The sequence below is a fragment of the Aldersonia kunmingensis genome (genome assembly GCF_001646865.1).
Classification (GTDB): domain Bacteria; phylum Actinomycetota; class Actinomycetes; order Mycobacteriales; family Mycobacteriaceae; genus Aldersonia; species Aldersonia kunmingensis.
On record NZ_LRRB01000218.1, the window covers coordinates 1 to 14,610 of the forward strand.

The window sequence follows — 14,610 nt, forward strand, 5'->3', positions numbered from 1 at the left end:
GCTCGAGGCGCAGCGGCTTGGCCTTGAGTCGCGCGCATCCGATCTAAACCCAGTTGCCGTCCTTATCAATAAGGCTTTGATCGAGATTCCCGGTCGGTTCCGCGACGAGCCGCCGGTGTACCCCGGGCTGGCGGAATCTCAAATCCGTAGTTGGTCAGGAGCGGAGGGACTTGCCGCAGACGTTCGCGCCTATGGGCAGTGGATGCGCGACGAAGGGGACCGCCGTCTCGGCTTGCTTTATCCCAAGGCTGCGACGCGCGACGGTGCTGCGACGGTCATAGCTTGGATTTGGTGCCGCACAGTCACTTGCCCGAATCCGGCGTGTGGCATCGCGATGCCGCTTGTGCGCTCATGGTGGCTAGGTAAAAAGAAAGGTAAGGAAACTTACGTTGTCCCCGAGGTGATCTCGGATTCAGATCACCCCGGCCAACAGCGTGTGGCATACACGATCGGTCACGGTCTCGCTGGTGCGCCAACGGCAGAGAGCGATGGCACCGTCGGCCGGCTTGGAGGCCGGTGCCTTGCGTGCGAGTCATCTGTGCCGCTCGACTACATCCGCGCTGAAGGGCGCGCCGGGCGTATGGGCTCCGAGCTCATGGCCATCGTTGCCGAAGGCAACCGTCAGCGGATCTACCTTCCTCCTTCCTCGGAACACGTCGCTGTCGCCGCTATGCCGGTACCGAACGATGTTCCTGTGGGGCAGCTCCCGGCGAACCCACGCGACTTCAAGACTCCGAACTACGGGATGAACACTTGGGCATCGCTTTTCACGAACCGCCAATTGCACATGCTCGGCACCTTTGCTGACTTGGTCGAGGAAGCTAGGGCGCGCGTAATCGCCGATGGTGGTTCGCAGAATCGGGCAGATGCGATCGCGACACTCTTAGGCTTCGGTATCTCAAAGGCAGCCGACTATCACAACGCCCTTTGTGCCTGGCGCTCGGACGTGAAGAACGAAGGAATTGGCCATCTTTTCGCCCGCCAAGCAATTCCGATGGTCTGGGATTATTGCGAAGCCAACCCGTTGTCGAGTTCATCTGGGAACATGCGTGACCAGTGGACGTGGATCAGCAAGGTCCTCGAACAATTGGCACCCGCGGCCACAGGGTTCGTGGAGCAGGCGGATGCTGCGACCCGGGAGTACGGCGGAGTCGTTATCAGCACTGATCCGCCGTACTACGACAACATCGGGTATTCGGATCTGTCGGACTTCTTCTACGTATGGCTTCGCAGAGCGCTTCGCAATGTTCACCCTGATCTGTTGGCGACAATGCTGGTTCCTAAGGCGGAGGAACTGGTGGCCAATCCCTACCGGCATAACGGCAAGGACGGCGCAAAGCGCTTCTTCGAAGAGGGCTTCCGTAGCGTCTTTTTCCGAGCTCGCGAAAAGGCAAACTTCGATTACCCGATCACTGTTTGGTATGCCTTTAAACAGAGCGAGGCGGACGATGCTGGCGAAGCGTCCACGGGTTGGGAGACTTTGCTCGAAGGCATGATCACCTCGGGTTGGGAAATCACGTCGACATGGCCGAACCGGTCCGAGATGAGCAATCGGATGATCGCGAGCGGGAAGAACGCCCTTGCCTCCTCGATCGTTCTGAGCCTCCGGCCGCGCGTGGACAGCGCCGCAACGACCGACAGGCGAGGATTCATTGCTGCTCTCGAGGCCGAGCTGCCGGGGGCCCTCCGCAAGCTTCAGCAGGGTCAGATCGCGCCGGTGGATCTTCCACAAGCAGCAATCGGTCCGGGCATGGGTGTGTTCAGCCGATATAGCGCTGTCCTTGAACCTGACGGTCGAAAGATGACCGTTCGCGCCGCGCTCTCTCGTATCAACGAGATCCTTGACCAGGTACTTAACGAGCAAGAGGGCGACTTCGATTCGACGTCGCGTTTCGCCATCGCTTGGTACCGCCAGCACGGCTATGGCGTTGGCAAGTTCGGCGACGCGGACAACCTTGCGCGGGCGCGCAATACGAGCGTGGACACGATGGACCGCGACGAGATTCTGACGAGCCGTGCGGGCAATGTCCAGCTCATCAAGCCATCCGACCTGTCGTGGGACTACGACGTCCTCAAGGACATGCACACGAGCAACTGGGAAGCCCTTCACCACTTGATCAAGGTGCTGGAGCGTGATGGCATCGCTCCCGCCGGTGACTTCCTGCAGTCGGCTTTGAGCCGCCCCGACGGGGCAATCGACACCGACCTTGTAAAAGAATTGGCGCACTTGCTCTTCCGCATCGCCGAGGGCAACGGCTGGACCAAGGACGCACTGAGCTTCAACACGCTGGTCACTAGCTGGCCCGAGATCCTCGAAGTCGCGAGGAGCGTCAAAAAGCCTGCGGCCGATCAGAGGGCATTCGACTTCGACGAGGGAGACGACTGATGAAGGACCTCACCGCAGGTGAGTACTCGCTGCGCAAGATCTTTTCGAGCGACTACGAGTTCACGATCCCGGACTACCAACGCCCCTACGCATGGGGCAAGGAACAGGCACTCCAACTTCTCGACGACTTGGAGGGCGCCCTAGCCCGAGACTCCGACGAGCCCTACTTCCTGGGATCGATCGTGTTGGTCAAGGCGGGATCTGACCCCCGCGCAGAGGTCATCGACGGTCAGCAGCGGCTGACGACCCTGAGCATTCTCTTTGCGGTACTTCGTGATCTAACGGAAAACCAGCAGCTTGCCGCGGAACTGGCCAAGGTGGTTGTTGAGCCGGGCGAGATCCTTGCCGGCACTCAGGCGAAGCCGCGACTGACGCTGCGGAAGCGGGACGCCAAATTCTTCGCTGAGCGGGTTCAGACAGAGGGAGCTACCGAGGGCCTCGTTGCACTCGACGACGCTCATCTCAAGACGGACGCGCAGAAGGCTATCCGCGACAACACGGCAGCGCTGCGCGAACGTGTCGGGGCTTGGCCCGATGACCAGCGGCAGCGACTTGCGGCCATGCTCGGCACTCGCACTTTCTTGGTCGTGGTGAGTACTCCTGATCTCAACAGTGCGCACCGCATCTTCAGCGTCATGAATGCGCGCGGACTCGATCTCACTCCATCAGACATCTTCAAGTCCAAGGTGATTGGCAACGTCGCGGAACTGGACGCCGGCGACTACGCCGACAAGTGGGAGCAGGAGGAGGTCGACCTCGGGCGCGACTCCTTTGCGAGCCTCTTCGGGCACATCCGCATGATCTTTGTGAAGGAGCGGCCCAGGAAGGTATTGCTTCAGGAGTTCGACGAGCAGGTCCTCAGTAGGTACCTGCCTGGCAAGGCTCGCGAGTTCGTCGATGACGTGCTCATCCCCTTCTCCGATGCTTACGAGCGCCTACTGACCCAGAATTACCCCGACGACGTGAACTGGTCGCCGGTCAACAACTGGTTGCGCCGCCTGATGCAGATCGATAACGACAACTGGCAAGCGCCCGCTCTGTGGGCACTGAAGGAGCACGGAAACGATCCGGCATTTCTATCCGACTTTCTACGTAAACTTGAGCGCCTCGCCGCGAGCATGCTGCTTCGGCGCGTGTACGCGACGCCGCGAAATTTAAGGTACGGCGAACTCCTCATGCAGCTCGAAAGAGGTGACGGACTATCTGCGGCAGCCCTCGACCTCACTCTTGAGGAAGTAGCTGATACGAAAGACCGTCTTTCCGACCGGCTGTATCTCGTTACGCCCGTGCGTAAGTACGTCCTTCTCCGGCTGGACGATCTGCTCGCCAAGCAGCCTGGTGTCAGCTACCAGCACAAGATGATCACCGTCGAGCACGTCCTGCCGCAGAACCCGAAGGACAACAGCGTGTGGAAGCAGGATTTCAGCGACGAAGAGCGCCTGCACTGGACCCACCGACTCGGCAATCTGGTGTTGCTCAACCGAGCCAAAAATAGTGAGGCCCAGAACTATGACTTCGCCAAGAAGAAGGCGAACTACTTCACCAGCGCCAACGGCAGCGCAGTCTTCGCGCTAACGACCCAGGTGCTCACGCACGACGAGTGGACTCCGGCGGTGATAGAGGCCCGCCAGGCGGATCTCCTGGCCGTGCTACACAAGGAATGGGAGCTCAACTGAAATGGCACTGAGCAACCGCGACCGCATCGACCGCATGTTCCAGGTTCTGGCGCCGGCACTCGATGACTTCATCGCGACCGTCGTCGGGCAGGGTGACCCTGCGATTGGGGCTGCCTGGACGAAGCTCGTTCAGGCGAAGGACAGCAAAAATGGGGCGCCGTCGACGAAGATTTATGACGCTCTGGACCCGCAGGTGCAGTTCAGGATTCTGACCGAGGGCAACATCACCACCGGGTTCAAGCCGGGGTGGCGCCCGTTCAATCAGGCCATCGGCCGCACTGGTGAAACCTTCGCCAGCGAACTTCGCGAAGTACGCAATGAATGGGCGCACAACGGCACGTTCACCGACGACGACGCCTATCGCGCTCTCGACACCGGCGAAAGATTCCTCAAGCTAATCGGTGCCGGCAAGGATGCCGACCAGGTCCGAGCAATCCGCCTGAACCTCCGTCGCGTCACCGCTGACAAAGACGACAAGAAGGCTTTGAAGGCGGCGGTCGACAATCCCGAGGCCGCGGGCCTTCGGCCTTGGCGCGAGGTACTCCAACCCCACGACGACGTCGCGACCGGCAACTTCCACGCCTCGGAATTCGCGGCCGATCTCTACAAGGTCGCCACGGGCGGCGAGGTCGACGCCGATTACGCCGACCCTGTCGAATTCTTCCGCCGTACCTACCTGACCGAAGGTCTCCGCGACCTCATCGGCCGGGCTGTCCGCCGCCTGGCAGGTGACGACAACGCATCCCCGGTCATCAACCTGCAGACCAACTTCGGTGGCGGCAAGACCCACTCGATGCTCTCGCTGTGGCACGTCGCCGCGGGTCTGCCTGTTGGCACCTTCCCGCAGGAAACCCAGGAACTCCTTACCGCGAACGGCTATTCGGCAACCACGGTCAACCGTGTCGCGATCGTCGGTAACCACTTCAGCCCGTCCGGGGTGACAAAGGACGACGGCACCCAGGTGAACACCATCTGGGGTGAGCTCGCGTGGCAACTTGGCGGGCCTGACGCATACGCCGTCGTCGCCAAGGCCGACCGCGACAGGACCCACCCCGGCGAGGCGCTGCACGAGTTGCTGACCACGTACGCGCCGGCCGTCATCCTCATCGACGAATGGGTCGCCTACGCGCGGTCACTGGTCGGTCGAGACGACCTGGCCGGCGGCACGTTCGACGACCAGTTCACGTTCGCGCAGTCGCTTACCGAGGCCGTCAAGGGCACCCAAGGGGTTCTGCTCGCGATCTCGATCCCGGCGTCGGAGACCGGGGACGCAACCGACAAGATCGTCGCCGGCAACGCCGAAGAGGTCGGCGGCCAAAACGGTTTGGAGGCACTCAAGCGCCTGCAGAACGTCGTTCGTCGTGTCGCGGATCAGTGGCGACCCGCGTCGTCCGATGAGGCGTACCACATCGTCAAACAGCGGCTGTTCAAACAGCCGGACGCCGCGGCACTCGCAGCTATCGGCGCGACCGCCCGCACGTACGTCGAGATGTATCGCAAGTTCTCCGACGACTTCCCACGCGAAGCCCGCGACAGCGCGTACGAGGACCGGATCAAGCGGACCTACCCGATCCACCCTGAGTTGTTCGACACGCTCTACGAGGAGTGGTCGTCGCTGGAGCGTTTTCAGCGCACGCGTGGTGTCCTGCGTCTGATGAGTACGGTCATTCACGCCCTCTGGGTCGGTGAGGACTCGTCGCCGCTGATCATGCCCGCGTCGATCCCGCTCGCCACGTCGAACGTAAACTCCGAACTGACGCAGTACCTCCAGGACTCCTGGAAGACGATCATCGACGCCGACGTCGACGGCGCGAACTCCGAACCGGCCCGCATCGACAAGGAAAAGCCACTCTTCGGTCAGCGGGCGTTGACCAAGCGCCTCGCACGCACGGTCTTCTTCGGCGCAGCTCCGACAATCGCACCCGGGTCGATCCACAAGGGCATCGGCGCGCAGCGAGTCTTTCTCGGCACCGCCATCCCAGGCGACGTCCCCGGCAACTTCCACTCCGCCCTGACCCAGCTCGGCGACCGCGCAACGTACTTCTACTCCGGCTCGGGCAAATATTGGTACGACGTCCAGCCCAACATCACACGCACCGCAAAGGACCAGGCCGAGCGACTTCACAAGGAGGACGTGTGGTTCGAGATCGTCCGTCGGCTCCAGGATCAGGGTCGCAAACGGGGCGACTTCGCGGGTGTCCACGTCTGCCCGGAGTCGAATTCCGACATCCCCGACACCGACGAGGCTCGACTCGTCATCTTGCATCCGAAGGTCACACATAAGCGAGGTACTGATTCTGCGGCAAAGGAATTCGCTCACAAGGCGACCGAGCATCGCGGCAGCTCGAACAGAACGCACCGCAATGCACTCGTCTACCTCGCCGCCGACGAGGCCCGTCTAGAAGAGCTCGACAATGCGACCCGTGACTACCTCGGCTGGACGCACGTCCTCGACAACGAGGCGGACCTCGACCTGACTCAGAACCAGAAGAACCAGGCGTCGCAGCGAGCTGCTCAGGCCGACCAGACCGTCACCGCCCGTTTGCTGCAGAGCTTCACGTGGGCGCTGGTTCCCGCGCAGCCCGACCCGGGCGCGCCGTTCCTGATCAGGGAGACCAAGGTCGAGGGCCAGTCCGACGCGCTTGCGGATCGTGTGTCCCGACGGCTCGGTAACGATGGCGATTTGTCGACCCGTCAGGCCGCGGCGACAATCCGACTCGCGATCGGCAAGGTTCCCCAGATCTGGAAGGACGGACACGTCTCCATGGGCGCACTGTGGGGCCTGTACTCGCAGTACCCATACATGCCGCGCCTGCGCGACCGATCCGTTCTCGATGCGGGAATCCTTGACCTGCCGATGATTTGGCAGACGGACGCGTTCGCGCTCGCAGCTGGCTACGACGAGGCCGCCGGGCGGTACATCGGTCTCTGGACGCCGGGAGATAAGGAGAGCGCACCACTCGCGACCGACTCCCTGCTGCTCGTGCGTCCGGACATCGCGGAAAGGCAACGGGCGCAGGAGCCGGGTCCGGGTCCGGGTCCTGGACCAGGCCCGGGTCCAGGAACGGGACAGGGCCCAGGCTCAGGCCAAGGCCAAGGCCCGGGGCCAAGGCCGCCGAAGCCGGATATCGCCTGGCCAACCCGCTTTTACGGCGTTAAGACCCTCAACTCCGAAAAGGTCGCGCTCGAGTTCAAGAACGTTGCCGATGAGGTGCTCGCGCACCTTCGTTCCGGAGAGAACACCAGCGTGACAGTGCGGATCGAGATCGAGGCCACTGACTCTGAGGGCTTCAACGAGAACCGCGTGCGAACCGTCTCCGAGAACGCGAGGACACTCAAGTTCGACCAGTCCGGATTCGAGGAGAGCTGAGTCAGCGGGCCCCGCAGGGTTGGGTCTATCAACCAGCAAGCTCCTCAACATTGAGCTGGAGCCGACTGTGTGTCGTACGCACGCATTCCGGTGGCCGTATGGCGTAGTGCCGCGCGAATCCGAGCATTTGACGGCATTGTGTGGTCCTGTCAGACCTCGTACGCGGCTGCGGCACAGCTCGGGTTCTCCGGCGAGTACCTCCGCCTGATCGAGGTTGGCAAGCGCACGCCTGCACTCGGGCAGATGCGGAAATTCCTGAGTGTCTACGGCGCGGACGGCGCAGTTGAGCCCGATCCTCATGGATCTCGGCAGGACTTGATCCTCTTCGACCCCATCAACGACGACGGAGATCCGATCTTCGTGGAGTTCAACAGCAGGATCCGCGAAGCGCGGCGCCTCGTGCTCGGCGGCCCACTGGAAGAGGAGGAGGACTGGCAGGAAACGCCTCACGAACCCCTCAGCCAAAATCGAGCTGCCGAACTGGGCGTGGTGGTCGCGCTCCTGACCCGGGCTGATGACAAGACCCTCCGCAAGGTCCGCAAGTTCCTCGAGGACCACCTCGGCTGATGTGCCCCCGTGACCCTGGGCTGGCTAATCGCAGCCTTGCCGCCACTGTTTGTCGGGTCACCCCGTACGTCTCTCCAAGCGCCTTGAACGTCCAGCCTTCAGCTCGGAGCGATGCCATCTCGCCCAAGCTGCTGGGATCGAGGTTCCCCTGCGGGCGAACGTCGACCCTGGCTTCCGCTCGCGGACGCGTTCTACGAGGCAGCGATCGATCAGGAGACGGTGTGAAGAACTCGGCCACGTCAGCCCCGGAGGCCTGCTGACAGGCCCGAACGGTGACTATTTGGGCAGGAGGAACAAGTTTGGGCCTCGCCTAGTCTCAACAATCCTGAAATGTCCGATTTCAGTCTCAAAATCTCAACATGTCCGATTTTTGTCTCAAGTTTTCGTGTCTTCGGCACTTGCGCGAATCGGGCACTTCCGGCCTCGGCCGGTATTCTGGATCCACGTGCGTCCGTCTCGCTTGATTTCGCTAGTCGCGGCAGTGTTTGCCCTGCTGGCGTTCGTCGTGGCCTGTGGTGATGATTCCAATCCCGGCTCCGGAACCCCCGCCGAACAGGGTCCTGTGGCCAAGGTCACGGTTTCGCCCGAGGCGGATTCGGAGAGCGTCAGCCCGACCACCCCGGTTTCGGTTCAGGCCGAGAACGGCGTGCTGCGCGACGTCGCTCTGACGAACTCGAACGGCAAGGTCGTCGCCGGCCTGCTGAGCCCCGACGCGAAGACCTACACCGTCACCGAACCGCTCGGTTACGCCGCGACGTACAGCTGGAGCGGCATCGCGGTCGGCATGGACAACAAGCCGGTGCCGGTCGAGGGAAGCTTCACCACGCTGCAGCCGACGTCCAAGACCTCGGCGCAGGTGCAGATCGCCGACGGGCAGACCGTCGGCATCGCCGCGCCGATCATCCTGCAGTTCGATGACGACATCACCGACAAGGCATCGGTCGAGCGCGCCCTTACGGTCACCACGACCCCGCCGACGGTCGGTTCCTGGGCTTGGCTGCCCGACGACAGTGGCGGCTCGCGCGTGCACTGGCGCCCGCAGAACTACTGGACCCCCGGCACCGTCGTGCACGTGGACGCGAAGCTCTACGGCGTGGACTTCGGCGACGGCGCGTACGGTGCGGCCGATCTGACATCGGACTTCACCATTGGCCGCAGCCAGATCGTGAAGGCCGAGGCGACCAGTCATCGCATGGTGGTGATCCGCGAGGGAGAGGAGATCTTCGACTTCCCCGTCAGCTACGGGCAGGGCAACGAGGCGCGTAACGTGACTCGTAGCGGCATCCATGTCGTGTCGGAGAAGCACGAGGACTTCCTCATGTCCAACCCGCCGTTCTACGAGAACGTTCGCGAGCGCTGGGCCGTGCGCATTTCCAACAATGGCGAGTTCATCCACGCCAACCCGCAGACCACCGGTGTGCAGGGTTCCTCGAACGTCACCAACGGCTGCATCAACCTCTCGAGCGAGGACGCGGCGGAGTACTTCCCGACCGCGCTCTACGGCGACCCGGTAGAGGTCACCGGCACCCGGATCGATCTGTCCGCCGCGGACGGTGACATCTACGACTGGACGATCGATTGGCCGACCTGGCAGTCGATGTCCGCACTGGACGGCTCGGACGCGAGCGTCGTATCGGCGACCCCGATCGCACCTGCACCGGTGGCGGGCCGCTAACCACCCACCGCACTACAAAGGAGAGCGGCGATGGCGAACAACGGACCCTTCGGATTCGATCCGGAAGATTTCGAGCGCGCCGCCCGCGAGGCCGGCGAAGGCCTTCGCGAAGTGTTCGAGAACCTCACCTCCGGGCTGACGCAAACCGGCGGGGGCGCCTGGACCTCGGTGTTCTCCGACCTTGCGCGGGCCGGACAGCAGCAACGGACGACGAAGCCGGAGACCACCGGCGACGCAGGCAGCGGCGTATGGGCGATATTCGTGCTCGACGGGGACGGCATCGCGCGCGTGGACCAGGTGTATCCCACCGAACTCGACGCGTTGCGGGCCAATCGGGAGAACACCGATCCACGCCGCCGAGTGCGCTTCCTGCCCTACGGCGTGACGATCAGCATCCTCGATCAGACCGAGGACGGGGACTCGGACGCAGCGGCACCCACTCCGGAGCCGCCGACCACCGAGCCGCCGGCCCCGGAGTAATCCGAGCGTTCAGGTCGTGCGGCGGGCGAAACGCCCCGCCGTCGCCTGATCGCGCGGGCGAACGACGATCTGGTCCAGATTCACGTGCGCCGGGCGCGAGGCGACGAAGCCGATGATTTCGGCGATATCGGCAGCGACCAGCGGATCGATGCCCTCGTAGACCTTCGCGGCGCGTTCGGCATCGCCCTCGAAACGCACCAGCGAGAACTCGGTCTCCACCGCGCCGGGTGCGATCTCGGTGAGCCGGACCGGCTTCCCGAGCAGTTCGCCGCGGAGCGTGCGGTGCAGTAGCGCCTGCGCGTGCTTGGCCGAGGTGTAGCCGGCCCCGTTGTCGTAGCCCTCGAGCGCGGCGACGGACGTGATTGTGACAATCAGGCCGTTGCGCGAGTCGATCAGTTTCGGCAGCAGCGCCTTGGTGATGCGCAGCGTGCCAAGAACATTGGTCTCCCACATCCAGCGCCAGTCGTCGAGATCGGCCTCGGCCACCGGGGCCAGGCCCTTCGCGCCGCCGGCGTTGTTCACCAGCACGTCGACCCTCGAGAGGGCTGCGACAAATGCGGCGACGGAGTCCTCATCGGTGACATCGAGCGACAGCGCCGTGCCGCCGATATCGCTGGCGAGCTTCTCGAGCCGGTCGAGGCGGCGCGCCCCGACAACGACGTGATAGCCCTGGGCGGCGAGCGTGCGTGCGGTGGCCTCGCCGATTCCGGAGCTCGCTCCGGTGACGACGGCGACGGGATAACTGATCGCGGTCATGGCTTTGATCCTAGAAACAAGACAACGCACCTGCCGCCACGGTTCGGGCGTGGCGGCAGGTGCGCGTCGACCTTGGGCTCAGTCCGCGATCGGGGAGAACGCCGAAGCGTCGCCCTTCACGACCCGGCTGCGCTCGCCGTGCGGGTTGACCGGCACATCGCCCGCAAGGGTGATGCGGTTGAGGCGGCGGTACTGGTCGTCGTAGTCGGCGACCGCGTAGTGCTGCGTCGCGCGGTTGTCCCAGATCGCCACGTCGCCGGCTTCCCAGTTCCAGCGGGTGGTGTGCTCGGGCTTGGTGACCCTGTCCTGCAGCAGGTTGAACAGTGCCTGCGATTCCTTGGTGGAGAAGCCCACGAAGTTCTTGATGAAGTGGCCGAGCAGCAGGGTGCGCTCGCCCGTCTCCGGGTGCACGCGCACGACCGGGTGCTCGGTCTCGAAGTAGGTGGACTGGAACTCGGCGCGGTACTCGGCCGTCTTGTCGTCCTCGATCTGCGCGGCACTGGACGCCGAGTAGTCGTAGACGTTGGTGTGCACCGCCCACAGGTTGTCCACCAGCTGCTTCAGCGGCTCCGGCAGCGACTCGTACGCCGCGGTGGTCGACGCCCACTGGGTCGCTCCGCCGTAGGTCGGCAGCTCGACGGCCCGCAGGATCGAGGCCTTCGGAATGCGGTCGACGAAGGTGACGTCGGTGTGCCAGCTGTTGGCCTTGCCGTAGTCGGAGTCGATCGCGAGGGTCTTGGTGCCGCGCGAGGAGACTGTCGGGTGCGCGGTGGTCGGGATGCCGAGCAGTTCGGCGAATGCGTACTGCGAGTCGTCGTCGAGGTGCTGCTGGCCGCGGAAGAAGATCGCCTTGTGCTCGTTCAGGGCGTGACGGATGAGTTCGACCGTGGCCGGGTCGAGGTCGCCGCCGAGGGTCACCCCGTCGATGCGGGCGCCGATGTGGGCGCCGAGCTTGACCACAGTGGCCGTCTCCTGCTGCGTATCGGGGGAGGTGGCGAGGTCGATGGACATAGCGATGCCTTTCGAAATAAGGGCTGGGAAATCCGCGGCAACACGGCCGTGCAAACAAGGCAACCAGCGAAACCATGCGTGCCGGAAGGATTTCGGTCAGCCTGAGCGCAACGGTGTGAGCAAGAATTTGCGCGGGTGAAATTGGCGTAGACGATCTGGCAGTGCTAACTTGAGCGCATGTCTTCCGGCCGATCGCGCATCCTTCGCGTCACTTTCGTGACGTGTGCGCTCGGCTCGCGGCTGCCGCACCCGCGCGAACTGTGTTGTCCGCGCAGCTGTCGCTGCAGCTAGACGCCATCGCAGGGCCCTGCCCACAGTCGGTTCTTGAACCCTGATTTCTTCGCGATGGCTGTCGCTGTGCAGTGCTTCCCGCATGCCCGCGTCGACATTCGCCCCCGAGCCGTAGCCGGGGCAAAAGAAGGAAATCGATGTCCGTCTCCACGCTCGTTGCACCCATCTCTCCGCAGCTCGTTGCCGCTCCGACGGCACCCACCAATCGGATTCGGGTCGTTGCACCCGATTTCCGCGTCTCCGACTCCTCGGCCGCCTCTGTATTGCGTGCCGCAGTGCAGCACGGACCGATCGCGCGTGACGCTGCAGCTCGCATCACGGGCGCGAGCATTGCGACGGTAAATCGCCAGGTCGCAGCGCTACTCCAGTGTGGTTTGCTGCGTGAGCGCGCGGATCTCACCGAGCCCGGCGCGATCGGCCGTCCGCGCGTGCCGTTCGAGGTGGACCACGAGGCATTCCTCACCGTCGGTATCCACATCGGTGCAGTCGTTACCAGCGTCGTCGCATCGGACCTGCGCGGCCGGATTCTCGGCGGCGTCGAGATCCCCACCCCGCGCGGTCCCGCGGACCGTGCGGTGGCCGCAATCGCCTACAGCGCAAGGAAATTCGCCGCTCGCTGGCATCGCCGCCGTCCGCTGTGGGTCGGCGTCGCGCTCGGTGGTCGGGTCGACCCGGAGACCGGTGTCGTCGTCCAGCACGATCGGCTCGGTTGGCACAACGTTCCGGTCGGCGCGATCGTGGCCGACGTGCTGGCGCTGCCGGCGTCTGTCGCGGCACACGTCGAGGCGATGGCGGCCTCGGAACTGCTTTTGGCGCAACGCAATCCGGGCGACACCCCGCGCGGCGGCACGAGCCTCTTCGTGTACGCACGTGAAACTGCCGGTGTCGCAATCGCTCTCGATGATCGAGTGCATACACCCGCCAACGGCCCGGGCTCGATCGCGCATCTGCCGACGACTTCCGACGTGATTTGCGAATGCGGTCAGCGGGGTTGCCTCGAGGCTGCGGTCAGCGACCGAGCGGTGCTGGCGCGCGCGGTGGAGCTGGGTCTGATCGATGCGAGTGTGGGTACCCCGGCCATGAGCGAGCTCTACCGCGTTGCGCGGGAGGGATCGCTCGGCGCGCATGAGCTTCTCGTCGACCGCGCGCGGATCCTCGGCCGTGCGGTTGCCACGCTGCGCGATGTGCTCAACCCGGATCGCGTGATCCTCGGCGGGCAGGCGTTCACCGAGTACCCGGCCGCTATCCCGCATGTCGCGGAGGCGTTTGCGCGCACATCGGCGTTGACGCGCAAGGATATTCGGATCACCGGATTCGGCAATCGGGTGCAGGAATTCGCGGGCGCGGTCACCTCGCTCAGCGCGATCTATGCCGACCCGATCCCGGCGATGCGGCGCACCAGCGCAATCCGCGTCGGGGCGTAGCGCAGTTCTGCACCTTTCCCGGGTGCAAATTGTGTCTGCGGGTGCGAAACTTCGCCCCCGTCTACACAATCTGCACCCGTTTGGGGTGGGCCAATGTTCCAGCGGCAGGACCTCAGCAGGCGTATGAGAGGCTCGCGTCCATGCCGATTCGTGAGGTACGCAGCGCCGATGGAACCGCGATCGTCTACCGGGTGACCGGTCCGGAGGACGCGCGACCGTTGCTGCTCATTCATGGCTGGTCGGCAAACCTGCAGTGCTGGGGCGCGGCGGCCGATGACCTGGCGAAGCGCTACCGGGTTATCGCGATGGATCTGCGCGGGCACGGCTATTCCGATGCCCCCGAATCCGGCTACAACGACTCCGCAAACTGGGCCGCCGATGTCGCGGCGGTGCTCGACGGGGAGGGCATCACCAGCGATGCGGTGCTCCTCGGCTGGTCTTATGGCGGGCTGGTGATCAGCGATTACCTGTCCGTGCACGGCACCGGCGCGATCGGCGGAGTGGTGCTGGTGGGCGCGATCACCGGAATCGGACCCGGGCAGCCCGGCGGAATGGTCGGCCCGGCGATGAAGGCGGCCATCCCGGGTGTCTTCGAGGAGCGATCAGGTGCGGCACTTCGGGCATTTGGTGCATTTGGGAATGCCATGACCGGGGCGGGCGAGGACAAGGGCATCGACGCGCAGCGCATGTTCGGTGCGAGCCTCGGCACACTTCCGCGGGTTCGCAAGGCGTTGTTCGTGCGCACGCTCGGTCACGACGAAGTGCTGCGAAATCTGAACGTGCCGGCGTTGATCATCCACGGCACGGCCGACCCGGTCGCCGATGTTTCGGCCGGAGAGCATGCGGCACAACTGATTCCGAATGTGCGCACCTCGTTCTGGGAGGGCGCGCAGCACGGTCCGTTCATCGAGGACCGAGACCGATTCGTGGGCGAAGTGACCGAATTCGTCGACGCACTCGGCTGAGATTCGACC

The 14,610-nt window shown here is 64.0% G+C and carries 10 protein-coding genes; 8 read left to right on the plus strand and 2 right to left on the minus strand.

The features are described from left to right. From A8G08_RS16780 to A8G08_RS16805, 6 genes are all read left to right on the plus strand, one after another. Positions 1 to 2,386: DUF1156 domain-containing protein (locus A8G08_RS16780; RefSeq protein WP_068276441.1), on the plus strand; the 2,386-nt coding region annotated here is incomplete at its 5' end. Continuing rightward, positions 2,386 to 4,062, plus strand: a complete 1,677-nt coding sequence (locus A8G08_RS16785) for a DUF262 domain-containing protein (protein ID WP_068276442.1) — start codon at positions 2,386 to 2,388, stop codon at positions 4,060 to 4,062. The genes A8G08_RS16780 and A8G08_RS16785, both read left to right, overlap by 1 nt. A 1-nt stretch (position 4,063) precedes the next feature. Then, positions 4,064 to 7,432 carry a Swt1 family HEPN domain-containing protein gene (locus A8G08_RS16790; RefSeq protein ID WP_068276445.1) on the plus strand — a complete coding sequence of 1,123 codons (3,369 nt, stop codon included), beginning with the start codon at positions 4,064 to 4,066 and terminating at the stop codon, positions 7,430 to 7,432. 69 nt (positions 7,433 to 7,501) lie between these two features. Continuing rightward, positions 7,502 to 7,999, plus strand: coding sequence for a transcriptional regulator (locus A8G08_RS16795; RefSeq protein WP_068276447.1), 498 nt, complete (start codon positions 7,502 to 7,504; stop codon positions 7,997 to 7,999). A 439-nt stretch (positions 8,000 to 8,438) separates the two neighbouring features. Further along, positions 8,439 to 9,674, plus strand: a complete 1,236-nt coding sequence (locus A8G08_RS16800; protein ID WP_068276500.1) for a L,D-transpeptidase — start codon at positions 8,439 to 8,441, stop codon at positions 9,672 to 9,674. A 30-nt stretch (positions 9,675 to 9,704) separates the two neighbouring features. After that, positions 9,705 to 10,154: a hypothetical protein gene (locus tag A8G08_RS16805; protein ID WP_068276448.1), complete on the plus strand. Its 450-nt coding sequence runs from the start codon at positions 9,705 to 9,707 to the stop codon at positions 10,152 to 10,154. Positions 10,155 to 10,163: 9 nt separating this feature from the next. Here A8G08_RS16805 and A8G08_RS16810 read toward each other — a convergent pair whose 3' ends face one another. Together A8G08_RS16810 and A8G08_RS16815 are read right to left on the minus strand one after the other, a co-directional pair. Next, positions 10,164 to 10,910, minus strand: a complete 747-nt coding sequence (locus A8G08_RS16810) for an SDR family NAD(P)-dependent oxidoreductase (protein ID WP_068276451.1) — start codon at positions 10,908 to 10,910, stop codon at positions 10,164 to 10,166. A gap of 78 nt (positions 10,911 to 10,988) precedes the next feature. Then, on the minus strand, positions 10,989 to 11,921 hold the full coding sequence (locus A8G08_RS16815) for a TauD/TfdA dioxygenase family protein (protein WP_068276453.1): 933 nt from the start codon (positions 11,919 to 11,921) through the stop codon (positions 10,989 to 10,991). A gap of 428 nt (positions 11,922 to 12,349) precedes the next feature. Here A8G08_RS16815 and A8G08_RS16820 point away from each other — a divergent pair, with 428 nt between their 5' ends. Together A8G08_RS16820 and A8G08_RS16825 are read left to right on the plus strand one after the other, a co-directional pair. After that, positions 12,350 to 13,636: an ROK family transcriptional regulator gene (locus tag A8G08_RS16820; protein ID WP_068276455.1), complete on the plus strand. Its 1,287-nt coding sequence runs from the start codon at positions 12,350 to 12,352 to the stop codon at positions 13,634 to 13,636. A gap of 140 nt (positions 13,637 to 13,776) precedes the next feature. Next, positions 13,777 to 14,601 (plus strand): alpha/beta fold hydrolase, encoded by an 825-nt coding sequence (locus tag A8G08_RS16825; RefSeq protein WP_068276458.1) that lies wholly within the window; start codon positions 13,777 to 13,779, stop codon positions 14,599 to 14,601. Positions 14,602 to 14,610 lie beyond the last annotated feature (9 nt).